The 23,750-nt window shown below is 73.1% G+C and carries 18 protein-coding genes and 1 pseudogene; 7 read left to right on the forward strand and 12 right to left on the reverse strand.

Annotation, left to right across the window (positions count from 1 at the left end; all coding sequences use genetic code 11):
- The first annotated feature begins 13 nt into the window (after window positions 1–13).
- Both Pdca_RS22430 and Pdca_RS22435 read left to right on the forward strand, forming a co-directional pair.
- A complete protein-coding gene (locus Pdca_RS22430) occupies window positions 14–958 on the forward strand; it encodes a PDR/VanB family oxidoreductase (protein WP_085914292.1) in 945 nt (314 codons plus the stop codon).
- Between the two features lie 262 nt (window positions 959–1,220).
- Window positions 1,221–2,066, forward strand: coding sequence for an alpha/beta fold hydrolase (locus tag Pdca_RS22435; protein ID WP_085914291.1), 846 nt, complete (start codon window positions 1,221–1,223; stop codon window positions 2,064–2,066).
- 78 nt (window positions 2,067–2,144) lie between these two features.
- Here the strand turns inward: Pdca_RS22435 and Pdca_RS22440 are convergent, their stop codons facing one another.
- Both Pdca_RS22440 and Pdca_RS22445 read right to left on the reverse strand, forming a co-directional pair.
- Window positions 2,145–4,085, reverse strand: a complete 1,941-nt coding sequence (locus tag Pdca_RS22440; protein ID WP_085914290.1) for a maleylacetate reductase and hydroxyquinol 1,2-dioxygenase domain-containing protein — start codon at window positions 4,083–4,085, stop codon at window positions 2,145–2,147.
- Complete coding sequence (locus Pdca_RS22445) at window positions 4,082–5,875, reverse strand: FAD-dependent oxidoreductase (RefSeq protein WP_085914343.1); 1,794 nt, start codon at window positions 5,873–5,875, stop codon at window positions 4,082–4,084. Before Pdca_RS22445 ends, Pdca_RS22440 begins: the two co-directional genes overlap by 4 nt.
- Before the next feature lie 128 nt (window positions 5,876–6,003).
- Between Pdca_RS22445 and Pdca_RS22450 the strand changes: the two genes are divergently transcribed.
- Complete coding sequence (locus Pdca_RS22450; RefSeq protein ID WP_085914289.1) at window positions 6,004–6,948, forward strand: LysR family transcriptional regulator; 945 nt, start codon at window positions 6,004–6,006, stop codon at window positions 6,946–6,948.
- A 30-nt stretch (window positions 6,949–6,978) separates the two neighbouring features.
- Here Pdca_RS22450 and Pdca_RS22455 read toward each other — a convergent pair whose 3' ends face one another.
- A complete protein-coding gene (locus Pdca_RS22455; RefSeq protein WP_085914288.1) occupies window positions 6,979–7,359 on the reverse strand; it encodes a winged helix-turn-helix transcriptional regulator in 381 nt (126 codons plus the stop codon).
- Window positions 7,360–7,482: 123 nt separating this feature from the next.
- Between Pdca_RS22455 and Pdca_RS22460 the strand changes: the two genes are divergently transcribed.
- Both Pdca_RS22460 and Pdca_RS22465 read left to right on the forward strand, forming a co-directional pair.
- On the forward strand, window positions 7,483–8,367 hold the full coding sequence (locus tag Pdca_RS22460; protein ID WP_085914287.1) for an NAD(P)-dependent oxidoreductase: 885 nt from the start codon (window positions 7,483–7,485) through the stop codon (window positions 8,365–8,367).
- A complete protein-coding gene (locus Pdca_RS22465) occupies window positions 8,364–9,236 on the forward strand; it encodes an NAD(P)-dependent oxidoreductase (RefSeq protein WP_085914286.1) in 873 nt (290 codons plus the stop codon). The genes Pdca_RS22460 and Pdca_RS22465 overlap by 4 nt, the downstream gene beginning before the upstream one ends.
- A 20-nt stretch (window positions 9,237–9,256) precedes the next feature.
- Here Pdca_RS22465 and Pdca_RS22470 read toward each other — a convergent pair whose 3' ends face one another.
- The 6 genes and pseudogenes from Pdca_RS22470 to Pdca_RS22490 all read right to left on the reverse strand — a co-directional run bounded on the left by Pdca_RS22470 (window position 9,257) and on the right by Pdca_RS22490 (window position 16,436).
- Entirely contained in the window at window positions 9,257–10,210 is a 954-nt protein-coding gene (locus Pdca_RS22470) for a CPBP family intramembrane glutamic endopeptidase (RefSeq protein ID WP_197719800.1), read from the reverse strand.
- Window positions 10,197–10,652 carry a hypothetical protein gene (locus Pdca_RS37075; protein ID WP_232021772.1) on the reverse strand — a complete coding sequence of 152 codons (456 nt, stop codon included), beginning with the start codon at window positions 10,650–10,652 and terminating at the stop codon, window positions 10,197–10,199. The genes Pdca_RS22470 and Pdca_RS37075 overlap by 14 nt, the downstream gene beginning before the upstream one ends.
- A 104-nt stretch (window positions 10,653–10,756) precedes the next feature.
- Window positions 10,757–11,128, reverse strand: a pseudogene (locus tag Pdca_RS37080) (glycosyltransferase family 2 protein); the annotation flags it as partial.
- A 157-nt stretch (window positions 11,129–11,285) separates the two neighbouring features.
- Window positions 11,286–12,617 carry an MFS transporter gene (locus Pdca_RS22480; RefSeq protein ID WP_085914285.1) on the reverse strand — a complete coding sequence of 444 codons (1,332 nt, stop codon included), beginning with the start codon at window positions 12,615–12,617 and terminating at the stop codon, window positions 11,286–11,288.
- 25 nt (window positions 12,618–12,642) lie between these two features.
- Complete coding sequence (locus Pdca_RS22485; protein ID WP_085914284.1) at window positions 12,643–14,352, reverse strand: hydantoinase B/oxoprolinase family protein; 1,710 nt, start codon at window positions 14,350–14,352, stop codon at window positions 12,643–12,645.
- On the reverse strand, window positions 14,349–16,436 hold the full coding sequence (locus Pdca_RS22490) for a hydantoinase/oxoprolinase family protein (protein WP_232021118.1): 2,088 nt from the start codon (window positions 16,434–16,436) through the stop codon (window positions 14,349–14,351). The genes Pdca_RS22485 and Pdca_RS22490 overlap by 4 nt, the downstream gene beginning before the upstream one ends.
- A 165-nt stretch (window positions 16,437–16,601) precedes the next feature.
- Here Pdca_RS22490 and Pdca_RS22495 point away from each other — a divergent pair, with 165 nt between their 5' ends.
- On the forward strand, window positions 16,602–17,324 hold the full coding sequence (locus Pdca_RS22495; protein WP_232021119.1) for a GntR family transcriptional regulator: 723 nt from the start codon (window positions 16,602–16,604) through the stop codon (window positions 17,322–17,324).
- Here Pdca_RS22495 and Pdca_RS22500 read toward each other — a convergent pair whose 3' ends face one another.
- From Pdca_RS22500 to Pdca_RS22510, 3 genes are all read right to left on the reverse strand, one after another.
- Complete coding sequence (locus Pdca_RS22500; RefSeq protein WP_085914282.1) at window positions 17,325–18,401, reverse strand: pyridoxal phosphate-dependent aminotransferase; 1,077 nt, start codon at window positions 18,399–18,401, stop codon at window positions 17,325–17,327.
- Window positions 18,402–18,655: 254 nt separating this feature from the next.
- The gene (locus Pdca_RS22505; RefSeq protein WP_158092225.1) at window positions 18,656–19,861 is read right to left on the reverse strand and encodes an FAD-dependent monooxygenase; all 1,206 of its coding nucleotides are present in this window, start codon (window positions 19,859–19,861) and stop codon (window positions 18,656–18,658) included.
- 208 nt (window positions 19,862–20,069) lie between these two features.
- Entirely contained in the window at window positions 20,070–21,242 is a 1,173-nt protein-coding gene (locus tag Pdca_RS22510; RefSeq protein WP_232021120.1) for an amidase, read from the reverse strand.
- Between the two features lie 535 nt (window positions 21,243–21,777).
- On the opposite strand from Pdca_RS22510, the gene Pdca_RS22515 reads away from it, so the two are divergent.
- Window positions 21,778–23,661: an HNH endonuclease signature motif containing protein gene (locus Pdca_RS22515; RefSeq protein ID WP_133725364.1), complete on the forward strand. Its 1,884-nt coding sequence runs from the start codon at window positions 21,778–21,780 to the stop codon at window positions 23,659–23,661.
- Window positions 23,662–23,750 lie beyond the last annotated feature (89 nt).

Here is a 23,750-nt window from a genome sequence, read left to right on the forward strand (position 1 = left end):
CCCGGAGGTGCACATGGGGACATCCGAACGCGATCTGGTCGTCCGGACGATCACGGCCGTGGCCGACGGGGTCATCGCGATCGAACTGGCCGACCCGGACGGCGGCGCGCTGGCCCCCTGGTCGCCCGGCGCGCACCTCGACCTGGTGCTGCCGAACGGGCTGACCCGGCAGTACTCGTTGTGCGGCGACGTCGACGACACCAGCCGCTACCGCATCGGTGTGCTCCGCGAACCGCAGAGCCGGGGCGGCTCGGAGTGGCTGCACACCGAGCCGGCCGTCGGCGACCGGCTCACTGTGCGCGGACCGCGCAACAACTTCGCACTCGTCGACGCCGCGCACCACGTGTTCGTCGCCGGCGGGATCGGTGTCACGCCGCTGCTGCCGATGCTGGATGCGGTCCGGCGACGGGGCGGATCGTGGCAGATGATCTACGGCGGGCGGACCCGCGACGCGATGGCCTTCCGCGGCGAGCTGCCGCCGGAGGTCGAGATCGTCCCGCAGGACGAGGCCGGCCATCCCGACCTGGGCCGGCTGCTCGACGACCCGAAGCCGGGCACCCTCGTCTACTGCTGCGGGCCCGCCGGCCTGATCGAGGCGGTGCAGCAACAGTGCGCGGGCTGGGGCGATCCGGACGCCGTGCGCTACGAGCTGTTCGCAGCACCCGACGCCGAGGACGACTCCGCCGATCAGCAGCCGTTCGAGGTCGAGCTCGCCCACACCGGCACCTCGTTCGTGGTGCGGCCGGGCGAGTCGATCCTCACCAGGGCGGTGGCGGCCGGGGCCGACATCGACTTCGACTGCCGGGACGGGATCTGCGGCAGCTGCGAGACCCCGATCCTCGACGGCCGCGCCGACCACCGGGACCACGTGCTCACCGCCGCCGAGCAGGACGAGCAGAGCTGCCTGATGATCTGCGTCTCGCGCAGCGCCACACCCCGCCTCGTCCTCGACCTGTGACCACCCCCGGCCTGCGAGCAGCTCCGACCCGCAGGGTGGTGGTCCGCCGGCGACGACCGATCCGGTGACCGATGTGCATCGCGCACGACGGCCCTACCGTCGTCGCACCGAGGGGGTCCCGACGCCGCGACCGGACCGGGCACGCCGCCCCCCGAGGCGGTGTGCCCGGCCATCCGTCCGTGGCACCGCGGAACAGCGCGGCGCACGACGGTGTTCTCGGTGCACCTCCGGCACGACTCCACATCGCGAGCAAGGACCACACATGGCAACCATCACCGTGGGCGCGGAGAACAGCGTCCCCGTCGAGATCGCGTACACCGACCGCGGCAGCGGCCGGCCCGTCGTCCTGATCCACGGCTACCCGCTCGACGGGGCGAGCTGGGAACGTCAGGAGCGGGCACTCATCGCCGCAGGCAATCGCGTCATCACCTACGACCGGCGGGGCTTCGGCGACTCGACGAAGGTCGGCAGCGGTTACGACTACGACACCTTCGCCGACGACCTGAACACCGTCCTGACCACGCTGGACCTGCGCGACGTCGTACTCGTCGGCTTCTCCATGGGCACCGGCGAGCTCGCCCGCTACGTCAGCCGGCACGGCCACGAGCGCGTCGCGAAGCTGGCGTTCCTCGCGTCGCTGGAGCCGTTCCTGGTCCGGACCGACGACAACCCGACCGGGCTGCCCCAGGACGTCTTCGACGGCATCGCGGCCACCGCGAAGGAGGACCGGTTCGCCTGGTTCACCCAGTTCTACAACGACTTCTACAACCTCGACGAGACCCTCGGGAAGCGCATCGGCCAGGAGGTCGTGACCGCGAACTGGAACACCGCCACCAAGTCGGCGCCGGTCGCCGCCTACGCGGTCGTGTCGTCCTGGATCGAGGACTTCCGGGCCGACGTCACGGCCGTCCGGGAGAGCGGCAAGCCGGTGTTCATCCTGCACGGGACCGGGGACCGGATCCTGCCGATCGACGCGACCGCACGCCCGTTCCGCGAGCTGCTGCCGGACGCGGAGTACGTCGAGATCCCGGACGCCCCGCACGGCCTGCTCTGGACGCACGCCGACGAGGTGAACGAGCCACTGCTCCGCTTCGTCGGACAGTCCTGATCCCGGCCGATCCCGGCGGTCCCCGCTCCCGGAGCGGGGACCGCCCGCCCGGGTGGCCGGCGAGCCGCCGGTTCCGGCTCACCCGCCGTCGGCCGCTCCGGGCGGGGTCTGCAGCACGAACGTGAACCCGAGCGAGCGCCACGGCCCGTCGACGTCGTGGCCGTCCGGAGCCGGACCCGTGTGCTCGGCGAAGTCGACGACCAGATCGTCCTTCACCCCGAAGACGGCGTCGGAGTCGAGATAGCGGCCACCGCGCACGAACAGCTGGGTGATGAGCCGGGCGTATCCCGGAGCGTCGATCATGAAGTGCAGGTGCGGTGCACGGTAGGGGTGCCGCCCGGTCGCGGCGAGCATCTCGCCGACCGGGCCGTCGTCGGGGACCGGGTACTCACGGGGCAGGATCGACCGGAACCGCAGCGCTCCACCGGGATCGGTGCGGAACCGGGCCCGCAGGACCGGGCCGTCGACATCGGGCAGCTGGACGTCGTAGAAACCGTTGTCGTCGGACTGCCAGACGTCGACGACGGCGTCCGGGATCGGTGTCCCGTCGGTCCCGGTCACCGCCACGTCCACGAACAGCGGGGTACCGGGCAGGCCCGCCGCGATGTCCGCGCCGGCCGCGAGCTCGGGCGGCCCCTCGACGTAGAAGGGCCCGAGCACCGCGGACGGCGTGCTGTCCGGGGTGCGGGAGTGGGTGAGCAGGTCGACCACGCTGGAGAGCCCGAGGGTGTCCGAGAGCAGGATGAACTCCTGGCGGGTCGCCGTGGTGACGTGCCCGGTCCGGGTCAGGAAGTCGATGCCGGCCGCCCACTCGTCCTGGGTCAGTCCGGTGGCGACGGCGAAGTCGTGCAGCCGCGGAACCAGCTCGGTGAGCAGCCGGTGCAGCCGCGGATCGGGGGTGCCGGCGAACGACGCGACGGCCTGCTCGGTGATCCGGCCGGCGGCCGCCGCGGGCGAGCTCCGCGGCCGCTGTCCCGCCCAGGCGTCGCGGAGCAGCCCCTCGATGCCGTCGCGGGTCAGCTCGGCCGGGTTGGGGTAGGGCTTCTCGACGGCGATCCCGGCCGCGACGGCGATGTCGGACTCGGCGAGCCCGAGGTCGCCCAGCGCGGTCGGGCCGCCCGCGCGCACCACGAGGTCGTACACGCCCGACGGTGCGTCGGCGACGCCGAGCGCCTCCGCGACGCGCGCCATCGCCGCCGGGGCCGCAGCGGCGTTGTAGGCCATGGCGTGCGGGAGGACGACCGTGTGCGTCGGTGCGTGCGGCAGGTCGAAGCTGCCGCCGAGGGTGTGGCAGAGCTTGTGGTGCAGGCTCATCCCGACCGCGCCCAGACACGTCCCGGCCAGCCAGGCGCCCTGCAGCAGCTCGGAGCGGGTCGCGAGGTCGTCGGTGCCGTCGCCGAGCCGGCGCAGTCCGGTCGCGAGCCGGCGGATCGCGTCGAGCGCGAGCGCGTCGATCGCCGGGTTCGCGTCCGGGGAGTAGAGGGCCTCGACCGCGTGGGCGAGTGCGTTCACCGCGCTCGTCACCGCGACCGGTACCGGCAGCCCGGCGGAGAGCTCGACGTCGTAGACGACGGTCTCCGGGAGGATGTCCGGGGAGGACCGCGTCGTCTTCACGCCGTCGGCGGTCTCCCCCAGCACCGGGGTGACCTCGGATCCGGCGTAGGTGGTGGGCACGACGACCTGGTCGATCCCGGTACGCGCGGCGAGCGCCTTGGCCAGTCCGGTGGTGGAGCCGCCGCCGACGGCGACGACGCAGTCGGCCGACACCGCCCGCAGCAGCTCCGCCGCCTCGTCGGTCACCGGCACCGGGGTGTGCATGGCGGCGCCGTCGAACCGGGCGACGGCGAGCGGGCCGAGCGCCTTCTCGATCCGGTCGCCTGCCTCGGCGAGCTCGGGCGAGGCCAGCACGAGGACGCGTTCCCGGCCCAGCCGGGTGACCTCCTGCGGGACCGTCTCGAGCGTTCCCGCCCCGAACACGATCCGGGACGGCGCGGTGGTGTGCACGAAACCGGTGGTCATCGCGATACCTCCTGCTGCTGCGGCGAGCGGGTCCGGCCGAGGATCGAGCCGAGCGCGTCCGAGAGCGCCCCGGCCGGATCGGCGGGCAGGTCGTGCGACCGCCATCCGACGTGCGCGTCCGGCCGGACGAGCACGCAGCCGGCCTCCGACACCTCGCGCAGCCGGGACCAGTCGTCGTAGAGATCGGTGAACTCACGGCCGGGGCCGATCACGTGCGCGTCGACCTGCACCCCCCACCGCTGCGACGCCTGCGCCGCAGCGTCCGCCCAGCGCTCACCGGAGATCCCGGTGAGCAGGGCGAACCGCCCCTTGCCCGTCACGTCGTGGGTGCTGACGCGGTGGCCGCCGCGGCCGAGCCAGCAGTGCGGCAGCCGGGCGCCCGGCCAGGTCGTCGGATGGTGGTAGAGCTCCGGGTCCCGCACGTACTCCGGCTCCGGCGACCCGTCCGGGACGACCGCGCCGGACCGGTAGCGCTGGCCGAGCTCGACGCCGTGCGCGTTGAACTCGTAGTTCTTCAGCTCCAGTGCCTCGCGCAGCGCGCGGCGCTGCTTCTCCGCCTCGGGGGTCGACCCGAACCGGGCGCTCATGTTGGCCTGCTGGGTGGCCGGGTCCTCGCCGCCGCCCACCCCGAGCGCGTCGAAGATCGGGCCGAACTCCTCGATGGACTTGTTGGCGCGCAGCACGATCTGCGCACCGACCGGTGCGCGCTCCGCGTCGTAGGAGTCGAGGAGCGACTCGTCGGCCCGCCCGGAGAGGACGGCGGCGAGCTTCCAGGCGAGGTTGTAGGAGTCCTGCACGGAGGTGTTGGAGCCGAGCCCGTTCGACGGCGGGTGCCGGTGCACCGCGTCGCCCGCGCAGAACACCCTGCCGGAGCGGTACCGGGTGGCGTACATCTTGTTGTTGCCCCACAGCGACGTCGACCGGATCGTGACCGGCACCGTGTCGTCGCCGACGAGATCGTGCACGATCTTCGTGGCCATCGCGTCGTCGACCTGCGGCGGCGGCTCGTCGATGTCGTAGCCCCACACCACCAGCCACTCGTCCCAGGGCCGGACCATGCGGACCAGGCCCATCCCGATCCCGCCGATGTTCGAGCCGGGCTGGAGCACCCAGTACAGGACGCTCGGGCGATGCTCGACGAACCGGGACAGGTCCGCGTGGAAGACGATGTTCATGCTGCCCGCGAGGTCCATCCGCCCCTCGAACGGGAGCCCGATGTCCCGGGCGACCTGGCTCCGGCCACCGTCGGCTCCGATGACGTACTTCGCACGGATCGTGTAGCCGGCGCCGGAGAGCCGGTCCCGCACCGCGACCGAGACGCCGTCGTCGTCCTGTTCGAGACCGACGTACTCGGTGTCGAAGCGGATGCGGCTGCCCCGCTCGGCCGCGTGCCCGACCAGGATCGGTTCGAGCAGGGTCTGCGGCAGGTCGCAGTTGTCCGACGGGCTCGCCATGACGTAGTCGGCCCGCCGCTCGGGGTGGGTGCCCCAGGTCCGCACGCGGCCGATCTCGTCACCGGCGAGCGCCGTGCAGAACACGGTGTCGCCCATCAGGTGCGACGGCACGCCCTGGGTCGTGATGTCCTGCTCGATCCCCATGTCCCGCAGGATCTCCACCGTGCGCTGATTGGTGATGTGCGCTCGCGGGGTGTTCGCCGTCCAGCGGTACTTGGTGATCACCATGTGGTCGACGCCGTAGGTGGCGAGGAACAGCGCGGCCGAGGCACCCGCGGGGCCGCTGCCGATGACCAGGACGTCGGTGTGCAGGGTCGGTCCGGTGGTGTCGTGCATCGTCGTCACGCCGCCTCGGGTCGGGATTCGGGGCCGTTCGGGTATGCCCCAGGTCACTACCGGAAGTATCGACACCGGCCGCCTATTCGTCCAATACGAGTTACGGAACTCCGATATATGCTCGCTGTATGGATGTGCGCGCGCTGGAGTGCTTCCTCGCCGTGGCCACCGAGGGGTCGATCAGCCGCGCCGCGGCCGCGCTGCACATGACGCAACCTCCGCTGTCGGTGCGCCTGCAGTCGCTGGAGCGCGAGCTCGGCGTCACGCTGCTGACCCGGCACGGCCGCGGCGTCGAGCTCACGGCGGCGGGGCGGCTGCTCGCCGAGCGCGGGCGGCGGATCCTGGCCGATCTGGCGACGACCGCCGACCAGGTCCGTGCGGTCGGGCTGGGCACGAAGGGATCGCTGACGCTGGCGATCGGCCACACCGTGTCGCCCCGGCTGCTCCCCCGCTTCGGCGTCGCCGTGAGCGACGAGATCGACCTGCGGTTGCTGGAGCTGGCCGACGACGACGCCGTCGAACGCGTCCACCGCCGCGAGGCACAGGCCGGGCTGCTGCACCTGCCCCCGTCCGGGCCGGGCGGCAGCCGGCACGCACTCGGCGCGGCACGCGGCCTCGAGGTCGCGGTGGTCACCCGGGAACCACTGGTGCTCGTGCTGCCCGCCGCCCATCCCGCGGCCGGCCACGAGCGGGTGGACCTGACCGCGCTCGACGACGGGCGGGTGAGCACGACGGGCGCCGGCCTCGCCGCCCACACCCGCGCGGTGTGGGACCAGGTCGGCCCGGCCGGCTACGACCACCGGCACGAGGCGACCTCGGTGCTGCACGCGTTGTCCCTGGTCGAGAGCGGCGCGGGGGTCGCGCTGCTACCCGCCCAGGTCACCTCGCTGCTGTGGCCGGGGCTGGTCGCGCGACCGGCCCGCCAGCACACCCCGGTCGTCGAGACCGGGGCGCTGTGGCGGGCCGACGAGGACTCGCCGGTGCTGCGCCGCTTCCTGCGCGCGGCGCTGTCCACCCCGGAGCCGGATGTGCTGGGCCCGCATCTGCGCCGGGTACCGGGCGCCGGGGGATGACATCCCGGATCAGAGGTGGGGCAGCCCGGGTCAGGGGCGGGGCATCAGCGGGGCGTCGGGGTGGTCGACCATGGTGCGCTGCTCGCGGGCGATCCGGTCCCGGCCCCACTCACCGAGCGGACCGAGGGCGGCGTTGAGCGTGCGACCGTGCTCGGTCAGCGAGTACTCCACCCGCGGCGGGACCTCCGCGTGCACCCGGCGATGCACCAGATCGTCCTCCTCCAGCTGACGCAGGTGCTGGGTCAGCATCTTCTCGCTCACCCCGGGCAGCGCCCGGCGCAGCTCGGCGAACCGCCGGACGCCGTGCTCGTCGAGCTCCCAGAGGATGAGCCCCTTCCACTTGCCGCTGACGACGTCGAGCGCCGCGTCGATGCCGCAGATGTAGGGACCGCACCTGTCCGAAGCCGTCATTGTGCGCTCCTCACTTACCAATAGGTAAGTACCGCAGTAAATAGTGGGTACTTCCGACCTCTGTAGTACCCGCCCAGCATGGAGGAACAGATACGGCGAACTCAAGAAGGAAGAACGACCTCCATGACCGACACGGAACTTCCCGTCACCCTCCTCGGGACGGGCGCGATGGGCCGCGCACTCGCCGGCACCCTGCTCGACGACGACCGTCCGGTGACGCTGTGGAACCGGACCCCGGGGCGCGCTGCCGACCTGCTCGCCCGCGGCGCGACCGGGGCGGCGACCGTACGGGAGGCGGTGGCCGCCGGCGGACCGGTCGTCGTCTGTCTCCTCGACCACGCCGCCGTGCACGCGACCCTCGATCCGGTGGCGGATGCGCTGCGCGGGCGCACGATCGTCAACCTCACGACGAGCACCCCCGCCGAGGCGCGGGAGCTGGCGTCCTGGAGCGCGGAGCGCGGCATCGCCCATCTGGACGGGGCGATCATGGCGACCCCGCCGATGATCGGCGGACCCGGCGCGCAGATCCTCTACAGCGGCTCGCGCACCGTCTTCGACGCCCACCGGGAGCTGCTGGACCGCTGGGCGGCGAGCACCTACGACGGTGCCGACGCCGGGCGGGCGTCACTGCTCGATCTCGCGATGCTCGCGGCCATGTACTCGATGTTCACCGGGTTCCTGCACGGTGCCGCCATGGTGCGGGCCGGTGGTGTCACCGGCGTCGAGTTCGCCGAGCGCGCCACCCCGTTCCTGGCGGCGATGACGGAGTCGTTCGCGGCCTCTGCGGCGGTCCTGGACAGCGGCGACTTCTCCGCCCCGCCACAGAGCCTGGACTGGACCGGCGCCGCACTGGACACGATCGGCCGGGCGAGCCGCGAACAGGGCGTCGATCCCGCACCGGTCGACCTGCTGCGGGCACTCGTCCGGCAGCAGATCGACGCCGGCCACGGCGCCGACGACCTCGGCCGGATCGCCGAGGGCCTGCGCGTGGGACGGAGCGCGGCATGACCGCGGTGACCGTGATCGGGCTCGGGCCGATGGGCCGGGCCATGGTGGGCGCCCTGCTCGGGGCGGGCCACCGGGTGACCGTGTGGAACCGGACGCCGTCGCGGGCCGAGCAGGTCGTCGCCGACGGCGCCGTGCTCGCGCCGACCCCGTCCGACGCGCTGCGGGCGAGCCCGCTGATCATCCTCAGCCTCACCGACTACCGGGCGATGTACGACGTCCTGGGCGAGGCCACCGACGACCTGCACGGGCGCACCGTCGTCAACCTCAGCTCGGAGGGGCCCTCCGGGACCCGCGACGCCGCCCGGTGGATCGCCGGGCAGGGTGCGCAGTTCGTCGTCGGCGGGGTGATGGTCCCGCCGCCCATGGTCGGCACCCCGGCCGCGTCGGTGTTCTACAGCGGCGACGCCGAGTCGTTCGAGCATTACCGGCAGGTGCTCGCCACGATCGGCGAACCGCACCGGCTCGGCGACGATCCGGCGCTGGCGCAGCTCATGTACCTGGCCCATCTCGACGTCTTCCTGACCGGGCTGTCGGCGCTCGCGCACGGGACCGCACTGCTCGGCACCGCGGGCCTGCCCGCATCGGAGGTGATGCCCGGGCTGCTCGCGATGCTGGCGGCCACACCGGACATGGTGGCGGCCGGGGACGCGCCGTGGACCCAGATCGACACCGGGCACCACCCCGGTGACCTGAGCACCGCGACCATGATGGGCGCCACCGCCGATCACGTCGTGGCCGCGAGCGAGGAGGCCGGCATCGATCTCGCGCTCCCCCGCGCGGTGCAGGCGCACTACCGGCGCGCGATCGACGACGGGCACGGCGCGCAGAGCTGGACCCGGATCGTCGACGGCATCCGCGCCCCGCACTGAACGGGGCGCGGGTCCGGTCGTCAGGCGACGGCCCGCTCCGGGCGTGCCCGTCGTTCGTAGCGCCACACGACGGCGACCATCGCGATGTTCGCGACGGCGAGGATCAGCAGCGACGGGCCACCGGTCTCGGTCGTCCGGTCGATGGTGTTGGTTCCGCCGCCGGACATCACGTTGGTGATGATGCCGGCCAGGACGTTGTTGACGACGTGGAAGGCGATCGGCGCCTCCATCCCGCCGCTGATGATCGCCATCAGTCCGGTGCTGAGCCCGACCACCGTGAAGTAGCCGGCCAGCCACGGGTCGGTCGAGCCGTGCACCGCGGCGAACCCCAGGGACGACACCACGAGCCCGAGCGCCAGTGCCGGCCGGACCGCGCGCAGCCAGCTCGCGGCCGCCGGCAGCAGGACGCTGCGGAAGAGCAACTCCTCGCCGGCCGCCTGGACCGGGGTGGTGAGCAGGGTGACCGCGAGGAGGGCGACGGTCGTGCCGGTGATCGCGAAGCTGGTCCAGCCGGTGGACTGCGGCGCGACCACCGCGACGACCGCCATCGCCGCCCCCACCAGCAGCGCCGCTCCGAGCGAGTAGTGGGCCAGTCGCCGCGGGTCGAACGCCCGCCGGAGGCTGAACAGTGCTCGCCAGGGCACCCGGGTCATCCACACCAGCAGCAGGACCGCCACCAGGCCGGTCACCCCGATGGCGAGATTGGCCGCCAGGGACTTCGACGGGGTGAACTCGGTGGACAGCGGATCGTCGCTGCCCACGACGACGCCGACGAACAGGAAGGCGAGCCACTGGGTGAGCACCAGCACCACCGGCAGCGTCACGAGCAGGACGAGCGGTTTCCACCAGCTCATCCGCAGGTGGGCGCCGAACGGCCGGGTGGCGTCGAGCGCGGACCGGTCGAGCCGCACCGTGTGGTCGACCTCGCCGGCCTCCGGCGAGGTCGACCCGGGGCGGGGTTCAGGCGAGTGCACGATCGGCCCCTTCAGGACGCTGGTCGGTGGTCGGGTGGCGGCGGTGACCCGGCGCGTCGGGTGTCGTCGTCTGCGGGCGGCGGGCGTGCGGGAGCGCCGGCACGTCGGCGGACACCGGCAGCGGCAGCACCGGGGCGATCGTCCGGGAGGTGCGCCGGCGCTCGGCGAGCAGGGTGCGGAGCACCCGGGCGCCGTCGGCGAAGGTACGCAGGTTGGTGTCGCCGAAGATCCGGTGGCGCTCGACCGACGGGACCTCGGTGATCGCGAGACCGGCGGCCGCGATCCGGCAGTTGAGCACCGTCTCGATCTCGAAACCGTCGCCCCACAGCATGCCCGCGGCCGGGGCCGGGGCGTCCGTCGCCGGGAGATCGAGCACCGGCAGCAGATCGGCCCGGAACGCGTTGTAGCCGTAGCAGAGGTCGGTGTAGGACGTGCCGAACAACGCGTTGGCGACGACGTTGAGACCGAGGTTGCCGGCCCTGCGCAGCGCGGTGATGTCGTCGCTGTGCCGCCCGCGGTGAACCGGCTGCCCTTGGCGAAGTCGGCCCCCGCCACCAGCGCGGCGACGAACGCCGGGATCTCCGCGGGATCGGCCGAGCCGTCGGCGTCGAACATGACCACGATGTCCCCGGTCACCTCGGCGAAACCGCAGGCCAGCGCGTTGCCCTTGCCCCTGCGGGTCTGGGTGAGGGTCCGCACCGACGGCAGCACCCGACGGGCCGTGTCGAGCGAGCCGTCCGTGGAGTGCCTGTCGACGACGATGATCTCGTGCAGTGCGGGACGCACCGCGGCGAGCGCCGGCAGGACGACCTCGAGGTTCTTCGCCTCGTTGCGGACGGGGACGACGACGCTCACCGTCGGACGGCCGCGTGCCGCCGGACGCGCCGGTCGGTCGGTCGTGTGCTGCACGTCGAACATGGTCGTCCTGCCCTCGTCGTCCACTCTGTTGCTCGTGTGAACGCAGTACAGGTCATGCCGCAGCGGCACACTCAACCCCGAGTGACGCCCACCACTCGCAGCACGGGATCCGGCAGTGGATCGCTGCGACACCGCGTCGGGGTCCCGACCACCCGGGTCAGCGGTCCATGGTCGTCTCGATGCGCCGCCCGGTGGTCAGCACGACGCCTATGCCGGCCACCATGACCGCGGCGATCGTCAGCAGCGCCCAGGTGTAGCTGCCGGTGGCGTCGTGGATCGCGCCGGTGACGTACGGCCCGACGAAGCCGGACAGGTTGCTCACCGAGTTGATCACCGCGATCCCGGCGGCCGCCGCCGCGCCGGTGAGCGCGAGCGGCGGGATCCGCCAGAACTGCGGCATCGCGCTGTAGATCCCGGCGGTGCTCAGGCACACCGCCGCCACGAAGAGATACCCGCTGCCCGCGGCGGTCGCGAGCACCAGCCCGGCGGCACCGACGGCCATCGGCACGACGGTGGCGGTGACCGCGCTGAGCCGGCCCGAGACCCGCGACCACATGATCATCACGATGATCGCGAAGGCCGAGGGGATCGCCGAGACGAGCACGCTGTTCACGTCGCCTCCGGCGGCGTCGCTGATCGTGGAGATCATCGTCGGGAGGAAGAAGGCGAGCGGGTAGAGGCCGAAGACCACGGTGAAGAACGCGATCGCGAGCACCCACACCCGGCCGCTGCGCATCGAGGCCCCGAACCCGCTGATCGCACCGCTGGCGGCGCGCTTCTCCTCGTCGGCCTGCAGCGCGGCCTCGACCCGTGCGCGGTCGTCGTCGGACAGCCATTTCGCGTCGGACGGACGGTCCGGCAGCAGGCAGAAGACGACCACCGCGACCATCAGCGTCAACACCCCCTCGACCAGGAACAGCGACCGCCACGCGGACAGGGGGAACAGGATGTCGCCCCAGGACAGCAGGGCCGCGGCGAGCGGGGCACCGACGATCGACGACAGCGGGATCATCAGGAAGAACGTCGCCATCACCCAGGACCGCACCTTCCGGGGGAACCAGAAGGTCAGGTAGAGCAGGATGCCGGCGGCGAGCCCGGCCTCGGCGAAGCCCAGGGCCAGCCGGGCGAGGTACAGGTGCGCCGCGGAGTCCACATAGGCGGTCAGCGCGGTGATCAGGCCCCAGGTGACCATGATCCGCGTGATCCACTTGCGGGCCCCGAAGCGGCGCAGCGCCATGTTGCTCGGCACCTCGACCAGGATGTAGCCGATGAAGAACAACCCGCCGGCCAGGCCGATCTGGGCCGCGTCGAGACCGAGCTCGCGGGACATCGGCTGGGCGACGTACCCGAGGTTGGCCCGGTCGATGTAGCTCATCAGATAGGCGAGGCCGACGATCGGGATGATGCGCCAGGCGATCCGGCGCCACAGGCGGCGCTCGGCCTCGTCCTGGATCTCCGGATCCGTGCCCGTGACGTCACTGCTGCTCATGACAGTGGCCTTCCGGTGTGTGGCCTCAGCGGGCCGAGCGGAGGAGTGCGGTGGCGGGGTGGTCGATGCGCCCGTCGCCGGTGACGACGACGCGGTAGTCCTCGCGGGCGCCGCGGGGGCTGACCTTGTGGTCGAGGACGTCGTCGAGCACGGCCCCGGGGTCGCGGGTGAAGGGGTCGCCGTGCCCGCCCCCGCCGGCCGTGGTCTGCCGGTGCCGGGACCCGGCGACCATCGTGAGGTGGGGTTTGGTCTCGAGGAGGACCTCGTCCGGGCCGGGGTCGCGCAGGTTCGCCGACGGCGTGCCGTCCCGGCCGCCGGCGAGACCGTAGGGCAGCGACGTGCGCCGGTCGGACCGGATCTGGACGGTCGCCCACGGCGCGAGGACGGTCATGTCCCGGAAGGTGGCGAGCCCGCCGCGGTAGCGGCCGGCGCCCGCCGAGTCGGTGAGGTAGCCGTAGCCGTCGATGCGGACGTGCCCGGAGCGCTCGATGTCCTCGACCGGGGTGTTGGCGAGGTTGGCGCCGAGCGGGCTGATCCCGTCGATGCCGTCCTGGTCCGGCCGGGCTCCCCAGGCTCCGCACAGGACGTCCCAGAGCACGGTGGAGGAGCCGTCGTCGCCGGTCACGCCGATCACCACCGAGTTCGGCCCGCCGTCGCCGGCCGCGGGGGTGCGGTCGGGGAAGACGGGCGCGAGCGCGCCGAGGACGGTGTCGATGAGCCGGTAGGCGACGAGCCCGCGCGCGCCGCGGGCGGCGGGCCGGTTCGCGTCGAGGATGGAGCCGGTGGGGATCTCGAAGCGGAACACCCGCTGGAAGCCGCTGTTGGCCGGGATGTCGGCGGCGAGCAGTCCCTGCACCGCGGCGTAGCACCCGGAGCGGGTGAACGACGCGGTCGCGTTGAGCGCCGAGGCCACCTGCGGCGAGCTGCCGGTGAAGTCGAACCCGAGGCCGTCGGCGTCGACGGTGACCCGGACCCGGAACGGGATGGGGTCGCCGCCGAGCCCGTCGTCGTCGATCTGGTCGGCGAACTCGTAGGTGCCCGCGACCGCGCCGTCGAGCTCGGCGCGCAGCAGGGCCTCGGAGTAGTCCAGCAGCTCGTCGACGAGCCGGCCGAACTCCCCGGTGCCGTGGCGCTCCACCAGCTCCCGCAGTCCGCGGGCCCCGGTGTGGTTGGCGGCGAGCTGGGACTCGAGGTCGCCGCGGAACAGCTCGGGTTCGCGCACGTTGCGCAGGATCAGCTCGAGGAACGTCTCGTTGGTCCGGCCGGCCTCGACGAGCCGGGACGGCGGGATCTGCACCCCCTCGGCGAAGACGGTCGTCGACTGGACGGCCATCGAACCGGCCGCCCATCCCCCGACATCGGCGTGGTTGACGACACTCACCGCGAACCCGACCAGCACGGCGTCGGCGAAGACCGGGGTCACCGCGAAGACGTCGGGCAGGTGCATCCCGCCGAGCGAGGGATCGTTGAGGATGTAGACGTCGCCGTCGGCGAGCGTGTCGCCGAAGCGCTCCAGCACCGCGTCCATCGCTTCGGGGATCGACCCGAGGTGCACCGGGCAGGTGTTGGCCTGGGCGATGGTCCGCCCGTCGGCATCGCACAGCGCGGCGGAGAAGTCCATGCTCGAGGCGACGATCTGGCTGTGCGCGGTGCGCAGCACGGTGATCGCCATCTCGTCGGCGGCACCGGTGACGGCGTTGCGGAAGACCTCGAAGGTCGCGGCGTCGCGGATCACGGTCGACTCCAGGAGATGACGATGTTGTTGAGCTGGTCGCGGTGCGCCGACGCGCCGGGGGGCACGAGCGTCGTCGAGTCCATGTCCTCCACGACGAGCGGGCCGGACCGGGGCGTCGCGTCCAGCGCGGCGCGGCCGACGACCGCGACGTCGACCTCCCGGCCGTCGAAGAAGCATCGCCGGCGGCTCTCCGGGGCGGCCGGCGGGAGCGGCGCGGCGAGCGCGGCGTCCAGCCGGACACCGGCCTCGACCCGCCCGATCACGCGCAGGGTCACGATCTCGACCAGGGCGTCGGGGCCCCGGCGACCGTACGTCCGCCGGTGCTCGGCGTGGAACCACTCGCGGGCGGCGGCCAGCGCCGCCTCGTCGACCGGCCCGGACGGCAGCGGTGCCCGGAGCTCGAACCGCTGGCCGCGGTAGCGCATGTCCAGGAACCGCTCGACGACGACCTCGCGGTCGGCGACCGCGGAGCGCAGCTCGGCGTCGACGACGGCGGCCAGCCGGTCGAACTCCCCCGCGATCGCCGGCGCGCCGGCCCGGTCGGGGTCGTGGGCGGCCGAGGCGTGCCGCTCGATATCGGCGACGAGCAGCCCCAGCGCGGAGAACAGGCCGGGGTGGGTAGGCACGACGACGGTGTCGATGCCCAGCTCGCGGGCCAGCGCGGCGCCGTAGAGCGGGCCGGCACCGCCGAAGGCGACCATCGTCGTCTCCCGCGGGTCGCGGCCGCGCTCGCTGGTGACGGCCTTGACCGCGGTCGTCATCCCGGAGACGGCGACGTCGTAGGCGCCCCGGGCGGTTTCCGGCACCCCGGCGCCCAGCTCGGCGGCGACGCCGGCGAGCGCCTTGGTCGCCAGGTCCGGGTGGATCCGGACCCGTCCCCCGGCGATCGACTCCGGGTTCAGGTAGCCGAGGACGACGTTGGCGTCGGTCAGCGTGGGCCGCTCCCCGCCGTTGCCGTAGGCGGCCGGGCCGGGGCGCGAGCCCGCGCTGGACGGCCCGACGTGCAGCGCCCCGGCGGCGTCGGTGCGCACGATGCTGCCGCCACCGGCGCCGATCTCGGCGATGTCGATCGACGGCGCCCGCACCGGGTAGCCGGCGCCGGACCCGAGTCCGCGGGCCACGTTCATGCCGCCGCCGACCTCGTAGTCGGCCGAGACGAACGGGGACCCGTCCTCGATCAGCGAGGCCTTGGCCGTCGTGCCGCCCATGTCGAAGGCGACGACCCCGGGCAGGTCCATCGCGCGGGCCAGCGCCGCCACCGCGGTCACGCCGGCCGCCGGGCCGGACTCGATGATCTCGACCGGGCGTCGGCCGACCTTCTCCGCGTCCAGCAGCCCGCCGCCGGACTGCATCACCAGCAGCGGGGCGGTGACCCCGGCGGTGACCAGGTCGCGCTCGAGCACGGTCAGGTAGTCCTGGACGGTGGGGCCGACGTAGGAGTTCACCACCGCGGTGCTGGTGCGCTCGAACTCCCCGGGCTCGGCGCCGAGGTCCACCGAGGCGGTCACGTAGACGCCCGGGAGCAGCCGGCCGAGCTCCGCGGCGACCCGCCGCTCCTCGTCGGCACGCAGGTGCGAGTTCACCAGGCACACCGCGACGGACGCGGCGCCGGAGCCCCGGATCTCCTCGGCGACCTGCGTGATCCCCTCGGCCGACGCGGCCGGGTCGACCGTGGAGTCGGCGTGGATCCGGCCGTCGAGCTCGAACCGGCGACGCCGGGGCACCAGCGGGGCCGGCTTGGTCCAGCCGAGGTCGTAGAGCGTCGGCCGGCGCAGCCGCCCGAGCTCGAGCACATCCCGGAAGCCGCCGGTGGTGACCAGCGCGGTCACCGCGCCGTCCTTCTCCAGGATCGCGTTGGTGGCGACCGTGGTGCCGTGCAGCATCTCGGTGACGTCGGCCGCGGTCACGCCGGCGGCCTGCACCGCGGTCGTGGTCGCGGTGACGACACCCTCGCCGAAGGCCGGCGGGGTCGAGAGGACCTTCATGGGGACGATCCGTCCGCCGGAGCCGAGCGCGACGACGTCGGTGAAGGTCCCTCCGACGTCGGCGCCTACCCGCCAGCCGGCGGGGGGTGGGTGGGCCACGAACGACCTCCGTCTGCGCGCTGCCATTGCGGATCCGGCGTCGTGATGACGGCGACGCCGGGTGAGATGCACAGTAGGAGCGTTCTGAGATCTCAGCGAGACCCTGCTGACATATTGATTTCGCGGAAACATATGTCAATCGCCGTGCGCTGTTACCGTGCGACGGTGCGCTACGAGCCGGATCTGCTCCGCGAACCACCCCCCGCCGACCGGCTGATGGAGACGGCGTACCGCCGGCTGAAGCGGTCGATCATCGAGCTCCGGCGCCCGCCGGGCACCCAGTTCTCCGAGCAGGCGGTCGCCCGCGAGTTCGGGCTGAGCAAGACCCCGGTCCGCGAGGCGCTCGCCCGGCTGCACCGCGACGGGCTGGTCACCCCGCAGCCCCGCGCCGGGTACGTGGTCTCGGCCGTGACGCTCAGCGACGTCGGCGATCTGTGCGCGATGCGCTCGCTGCTGCAGTCCGAGACCGCGTCGCTGACCGCGCGGCACGGCCTCTCGGCCGCCGAGGCGGACCGGCTGCAGGAGCTGTGCGTCGACGACGAGGACGGACAGCTCGGCGGACCCCGCTTCGAGGAGCGGTTCCGGCACAACTACGAGTTCGAGTCGATCATCGCCAACGGGTGCCGCAACGCCCGGCTCGCCGCGGCCGCGGTCGACGCGCTGGACGAGATCGAGCGCGTGGTCCGGCTGGCGCTGAAGCTGGACCCGTCGATGCCACCGGGGAGGATCGACGAGCGCCGGGCCCTGGTCGACGCGATCGTCGCCCGGGAGCCGGACACCGCGCGCGCCGCGATGGCCCGGCGGACGGCGTCGGCGCAGCGGGAGATCATCGGGGCGCTGACCGCGAGTGCCGCGGTGACCAGCGCCCCGATCGCACTCCCCCTCTGATCAGGCGAGTCTGCGTCCGAGCTCGACGATGCCGGCGTCCGGGCCGCCGTAGAGCAGCCGGGCGTGGCCGGCGGGGCCGCCGAACGCGTCGCCGGCGAGCGCGACGATCCCCCGGGTCAGGAGCTCGTCCTCCAGCTGCCTGCCCGTACCGATCCGGGACAGGTCGGCGAGGGCGAAGATGCCCGCCGTCGGTGGCACGACCGGCACGTCCGCCGTCCGCAACGTCTCGACCAGCAGGTCCCGCTTGCCGCGGAACAGGCCGAACACCGCGTCGAGCCACTCCTGCGGGCCGGTGACCGCCGCCTCGGCGGCCGCCTGCGGGATGTCCCCGACGTTGATCGCGTCCCACTCGAACGCGGTGTGCACGCGGTCCAGCAGCGGCGCGGGGGCGTGCACGTAGCCGACCCGCCAGTGGCTGAACGCGTAGTTCTTGCTCAGGCTCGTCACCGTCACCAGGTCCGGGTGTCGGTCGCGCAGCGACTGGAGCGGGACGTAGCCGGGTCCGTCGTGGACGTAGCGCTCGTAGGACTCGTCGGAGAGCACGACGAGCCCGTGCCGCGCCGCGAGGTCGACGAGCTCGGCGAGCCGGCCACGGGTGGGGGTGTGGCCGGTCGGGTTGTTCGGGTTGCAGAGCAGCAGCGCGCGGGTGGCGGGGGTGATCGCGGCCGCCAGCGCCGCCGGGTCGGCCGCCCAGCCGTCGTCGGCACGGGCCGGGACGTGCACCGGGTGCGCGCCGGCCATCCGGACCATGCCGTCGAAGAAGTAGGTCGGGGTCGGGACCAGCACCTCGTCGCCGGGGGCGAGCAGCGCGCGCAGCGCCACGCTCATGCCGTGCTGGGCGCCGTGGGTGATCAGCAGCTCGCGTTCCGGGTCGTCCGCGCCGATGCGCGCGGCGAGCGCCGCGCGCAGGGTGGGCGATCCCCGGCTGAGCCGCGGGAACGGCGTGCCCGCGACGGCCCGGACCGCCTCGACGACGTGCTCGGGCATCGGTAGGACCGGGACGCCGCCGAGAACGACCGGATCGGGGCGGGACGCTCCGCGCTCGGACAGGGCGAGAGCAGGAAGACGGTCGAGCATCTGAGCTCCTGATGACGGCACCACCGAGACGGGTGCGAAACGGTCCCGGGCTGCACGCGTGGGACGCGAGACGAGGCCCGGACGGGGTCGTACTCACCGGGGAGCGGTGTCATCAGGCCGCTCCGGTGTCGTCGAACCCTACCCATGGTTCCGTTGGCTCCGCGAGCCCCGTGCCGCGCGCCCGGGGAGCGGATCCCGGTTCGACCGGCCGGCACCGGCCTCGACGAGGCCTCCCGCCCGATCCCGGCGTGCGGCTACGACGCGTCGTCCTGCCTCATCGGACCGGATCCGCCGGGCCCCGGGGACGGCGGTCGCCATGCGGCAGTGCGGGCCAGACTCCTCGCCGAGACCGTGCTCGGGGTGAGCGCGACGAGTGTGTCACGCAGTGTCGTGAGGATCGGGTTCTCGGCTTGGGCCAGACGACCGATCCGCTGGGAGAGCGCCGAGATCCGCTCGGCGCGGGGTCGCCGAGCGGCGTCGTAGCGGGCCAGCGCCCGGCTGACGGGACCATCTCCGGCGAGTTCGGAAGCGAGGACGACGGCGTCCTCCAGGGCGAGGCCCCCACCTTGCCCGAGGTTGGGGGTGACGGCGTGCGCGGCGTCGCCGAGGAGTGCGACGCGCCCGAGGGTGAACTCCGCCAGCGGCCGGGGATGGGAGTAGATGTCGTGCCGCAGTACGGCCTCGGGATCGGTGCTGCGCACGATCTCACCGATCGGCGGATGCCAGGACCCGAAACGACGGAGGACCTCGGCCCTCTCGTCGGCATGCCGCCCCCCGGGCCGCTCGTTGGCGGTGGCGAACCAGTACACCCGCCCGTCGGGGAGCTGCGTCAATCCGAACACGGCGCCACGCCCCCAGGACTCCGACTGGCGCGGCAGCGCACAGCGGTCGCCGGTCACCCCGCGCCATGCGGTGAAGCCTGCGTAGGCCGGTGCACCGGCGCGGGGCAGGATCGCGGCTCGAACCCGGCTCCGGACACCGTCGGCGACCACCACCAGCGCGGCGGTGAGGCGCTGCTGCCCGGCGTGTTCCGTGCGATGGATGACGGTCGCGGACGAGTCGGTCTGCTCGACGTCGACGACCGTGGCACCGGTCCGGACGGCGCCCCGGGGCAGCGCTGCGAGCAGGCAGGAGTGCAACTCGGCGCGGTGCAGGATCAGCACGCCGAGGTCGTTGTCGGTGTGCAGGCGTTCGCCCGAGGACCGGGAGAGCCAGCGGCCGGTGCCGGTGCGTATCCCGCCCTGCCCGGTCAGGGGTCCGTGCGCGCGGATCGTGTCTCCGACACCGAGCAGATCCAGGGCGCGGAGCCCGTTCGACCACAGCGATATCCCCGCGCCCGCGCCCCTGGTGTCGGCGTCCCGTTCGAGGACCGTGACGTCCCAGCCGGCCGCCCGTAGCCCGACCGCAGCGGCCAGCCCTCCGATGCCGGCTCCGACGCCCGACGACCGGCGGTCCCTCACCCGGCTCGCGACCGACCTCGGGTTCGCCGGCCTGCCCCATCTCGACAGATCGTTCCGGCGTGAGTTCGGGCAGCGGCCGAGTGACGTCCGCGATCACCACGACCGATGACCGGCTCGGCCATCACGTCTCGGGAGAACCGGCGGCCGGCACGGCGTCACCATCGGTTCCGGGGAGGACCTGTCGGGCCGCAGCGCCAGGCCGGGGGCGTCACCTCATCGAACCGACCAGCGGCGGCACCGCCGCGTGGAACGCGGTGCGGTCCTGAAATCCCGCGACCGCCCGCAGCAGGGTCGCCTCGGCGAACGGCTTGCCGATCAGCTGCATACCCACCGGGAGGCCCGCCTCGTCGAATCCGCAAGGCACGCTGATCGCCGGCAGGCCGGTGAGTGAGGGCAGGCCGGTGAACTGCATGATCGCCGAGAGCATGTCCTCCGGGACCCCGGCGTCGATCTCGACGGTCACCTCACCGAGTGGAGTGGCGGTGAAGGGCAGGGTCGGACACACCAGGACGTCCACCCGCGACAGTGCAGCGAGTGTCTGCCGGCGCAGCAGCGCGCGGTAGCGCTGGGCCTGCAGGTACTGGGTGGCGAGCAACATCTCGCCGGCTTCGAGGAGCAGCCGGACGTCGTCGCCGTAGTCGTCGGGGCGCTCGCGCAGCCAGCGCTGGTGGTACGTGCTCGGCTCGGCGGCCTCGACCGTGAGCTGGGCGGAGATGTTGCCCTCGATGTCGGCGATCGAGACCTCGGTGGCCCGCGCCCCGGCGGCCTCGAGGGTCTGCAGGGCCGCCCGGACCCCCTTCTCCACCGACGGCTGCACGTGGTGCAACGAGTAGCCCTCGATGACCCCGATCCGCAGGCCGTCGACGCCCCCGGACAGGTCCCCGCCGTAGTCCTCGCCCGCCCGGTCGACCGAGCCCGCGTCGGCGGGGTCGAAGCCGGCGAGCGCGGTGAACATCGCGGCGCAGTCGATCGCGGTCCGGGCCATCGGGCCGACCGTGTCCATGCTCCAGGCGAGCGGGATCACGCCCGCGTTGCTGACCCGTCCGATCGTCGGGCGCAGCCCGGTGACACCGTTGAGCGCCGAAGGCAGGCGGATCGACCCGCCGGTGTCGGTGCCGAGTGCCCCGAAGCAGGACCGGGTGGCCACGGCGACCCCCGAGCCCCCGCTGGAGCCGCCGGGCATCCTGGTGGTGTCCCAGGGATTGGTGACGGATCCGTGGTCGTCGCCGGGATCGGCCGGCTGTTCCTGCTCCCGCTCAGCGAACCTCGGCTTGCCGATCGTGCCGTCAAGGGGGTGAACCGGCGCACGTGCGGCGGTCGACGACGGGTGCCGTGGCCGGTCGGCCGGCGGTTCGTGGCTGCCCGGCTGCTGCTCGGTCACTGCCCGGCAAGGTGTGGCCCGGACCTGCTGCGTCACGGGTCCGGGCCCGATCGGTGACCTGCGCCGGCGTCGGAGATCGAGCGCTGGTTCGGTCGGCGATCCGCGCCGGTGTCGGCGCCGTTGCCGGCCGACGAGTGACCCGGGTGTTACCCGGGGCTGCGAGCTCGCAGGTGAGTGACTCTGGTGTGACTCAGGGGGTGTGCATGGCAGGGGTGACTCAGGTGTTGCCCGCGGGGCAGTGGCGTCCGACAGAGTGGCGTGCGACCGGGCCGGTGACCGGGGGCTGGGCCGGGGCGCGACCGGCAAGCGACCAACTCGGGTATGCCCCGGGGGCGCGAATCCGTGGCCGGTGGCTCGGAATTGGCTCCGGGGGCGCGAACCCGCAGGTGTGGTCGCTCCCCGCCACCACAGGCCGGTAGGCGCGGCGGTCGGGCGGACCGGCCGGTCGGGCGTACCGGGTCGGGCGGTCGGGCGGTCGGGTCTGGGCGTCGAGCCTCGGGCATCCGGTGGTGCGCGGTGCCGGTTCGTGTCCTGTATGGAATTACCTGGAATTCGTTCTAGAGAGCGGCACACAATCCCTAGTAGACTCGAACACATGTTCGACATCGATGGTGGGTTGCTCAGCCCGGAGGCGGTCGCGGCCGATCCGTGCCCGCACGGCATGACCCGCGAGCTGTGCGGGCTGCTGTGCGGGGATGACGATCCGGCCGTCACGGTGGATCCGGATCGGCCGGTGGGTTTCGCGTTGGCGTTGGACTGTCAGCTCGCCGGGGACAGCCCCGAACTGCTCGACGATGCCCAGCTGCTCGATGTGGTCGAGGGTGCCGAGCGGATGGAACGCTGGGCCTCGGCGCTGCGTACCCGGATGCTGGCTGTGTTCGCCGACCGGCACCCACCGGGCAGCAGCGCGCCGCCACCGGGCGCGGATTCGGGTGCGGCGGCGCCGGTGGGGCGGTGGTTACCCGACCAGGTCGCACTCACGTTGCGGGTGTCGTTGGAGGAGGCCCGCTGCATGCTCGCGGGCGCGGTCAGGTTCGCGCATGTGCTTCCGGCGACCCTGGCGGAGTGGGAGGCGGGCCGGATCGACGAGCGCAAGGCCGACGCGATCGCACACGCCACGAGCGTCCTGACCGATGAGGTGGCGCGGGAGGTCGAGGCACGAGTGTTGCCCGGCGCGGCTGCCGCGCCCCGCCGGTTGTTGCAGGATCGGTTGCGTCGCACCGTGGCGCGGGTGGACCCGCAGGGTGCGGCGCGGCGGCACGAGCGGGCCAAGGCTGATCGGCGGATGTCGATCAGCCGGTCCGATGACGGGATGGCCTCGTTGTGGCTCTCCGCCGCCGCCGAGCAGACCGAGGCGTCGTGGCGGTCGGTGGACCGGCTGGCCAGATCCCTGGGCGCCGACGACCCGCGCACGCTGGAGCAGCGGCGGGTCGACCTGGCCCACCAACTCTTGCAGGGCACGGTGTCGATCACCGATCTGGCCGCGGTCCGAGAGGCCGTCTGCCAGGTCCTCGCCGCCGGAGCAGACGCCACAGTCGGTGCGGGCACGACAGCCGGTGCAGCCGGCGGAGACGGTGCAGCCGGTGTAGGTGCTGGAGGCGGTGCAGGTGCTGGAGGTGGCGCAGCCCGGCCGGCCGGTGCCGGACCGGTTGACGGTGCCACAACCAGCTGGGCTCGCGGGGCCATCGGATCCCGTGGGGTTAACGGATCCTGTGGGGCCACCGGGGGAACCCGGGAAGCCGGCGTCGCCGATACTGCCGCGTCGGCGGGTCTGTCGCCCGAGGCGCTGGCCGAGGTGGTCGCTCAGGTGTTGGCGGCCAGGGCGGATCCGGTGGCGGCAATCGGGCGCAAGCCGCTGATCCAGGTCGTCGTCTCGCTCGACACGCTGCTCGGCGATGACCGCCCGGCCGAACTGGTCGGACACGGACCGATCCCGGCAACCACAGCCCGGGCACTGGCCGCCGGCGGCGTATGGGCCCGACTGGTCGTGGACCCGCTCTCGGGAGAGGTCCGCGATCGTGGACGCAGCACCTACGCCCCACCCGACGATCTGGCCGATCTGGTGCGGGCCCGCGATGGAATCTGTCGTGGTCCGTTGTGCAGCAGACCGATCCGCGATCTCGACCACCTCGTCCCCTGGGCCGACGGTGGTATGACCGACGCGGCGAACCTGCACGGTCTGTGCCTGCACCACCACAAACTCAAAGACGCACCCGGCTGGCAGGTCGTCGCCGGAGAGGACGGGTCGCTCACCTGGATCAGCCCGTGCGGGCGCCGGGAGACGACCCGGCCGCACGACTACCGGCCCCATCTCACGAACCCGGACACCGCACCGCCCCCCGAGGCCCCGGAGGCTGCGACCGCTGATCGAGGTGCTGCGACCGCTGATCGACGTGACGACGATGCCCCACCGTTCTGACCCGACACCGAAGGAGACACCCGCGGGCCAGCCTCACCCCAGGGTCGCTGGGTCGCACGGCAGAGCACCGCGACCTCCGCGTAGTGAGG

This window comes from Pseudonocardia autotrophica, from assembly GCF_003945385.1.
Classification (GTDB): Bacteria; Actinomycetota; Actinomycetes; order Mycobacteriales; family Pseudonocardiaceae; genus Pseudonocardia; species Pseudonocardia autotrophica.

Bases quoted from the DNA above. Each gene is read 5' to 3' on its own strand.
- Pdca_RS22430 (WP_085914292.1), top strand. From the start codon at position 14: ATGGGGACATCCGAACGCGATCTGGTCGTCCGGACGATCACGGCCGTG.
- Pdca_RS22435 (WP_085914291.1), top strand. From the start codon at position 1,221: ATGGCAACCATCACCGTGGGCGCGGAGAACAGCGTCCCCGTCGAGATC.
- Pdca_RS22440 (WP_085914290.1), bottom strand. From the start codon at position 4,085: ATGACCACCGGTTTCGTGCACACCACCGCGCCGTCCCGGATCGTGTTC.
- Pdca_RS22445 (WP_085914343.1), bottom strand. From the start codon at position 5,875: ATGCACGACACCACCGGACCGACCCTGCACACCGACGTCCTGGTCATC.
- Pdca_RS22450 (WP_085914289.1), top strand. From the start codon at position 6,004: ATGGATGTGCGCGCGCTGGAGTGCTTCCTCGCCGTGGCCACCGAGGGG.
- Pdca_RS22455 (WP_085914288.1), bottom strand. From the start codon at position 7,359: ATGACGGCTTCGGACAGGTGCGGTCCCTACATCTGCGGCATCGACGCG.
- Pdca_RS22460 (WP_085914287.1), top strand. From the start codon at position 7,483: ATGACCGACACGGAACTTCCCGTCACCCTCCTCGGGACGGGCGCGATG.
- Pdca_RS22465 (WP_085914286.1), top strand. From the start codon at position 8,364: ATGACCGCGGTGACCGTGATCGGGCTCGGGCCGATGGGCCGGGCCATG.
- Pdca_RS22480 (WP_085914285.1), bottom strand. From the start codon at position 12,617: ATGAGCAGCAGTGACGTCACGGGCACGGATCCGGAGATCCAGGACGAG.
- Pdca_RS22500 (WP_085914282.1), bottom strand. From the start codon at position 18,401: ATGCTCGACCGTCTTCCTGCTCTCGCCCTGTCCGAGCGCGGAGCGTCC.
- Pdca_RS22515 (WP_133725364.1), top strand. From the start codon at position 21,778: ATGGAATTACCTGGAATTCGTTCTAGAGAGCGGCACACAATCCCTAGT.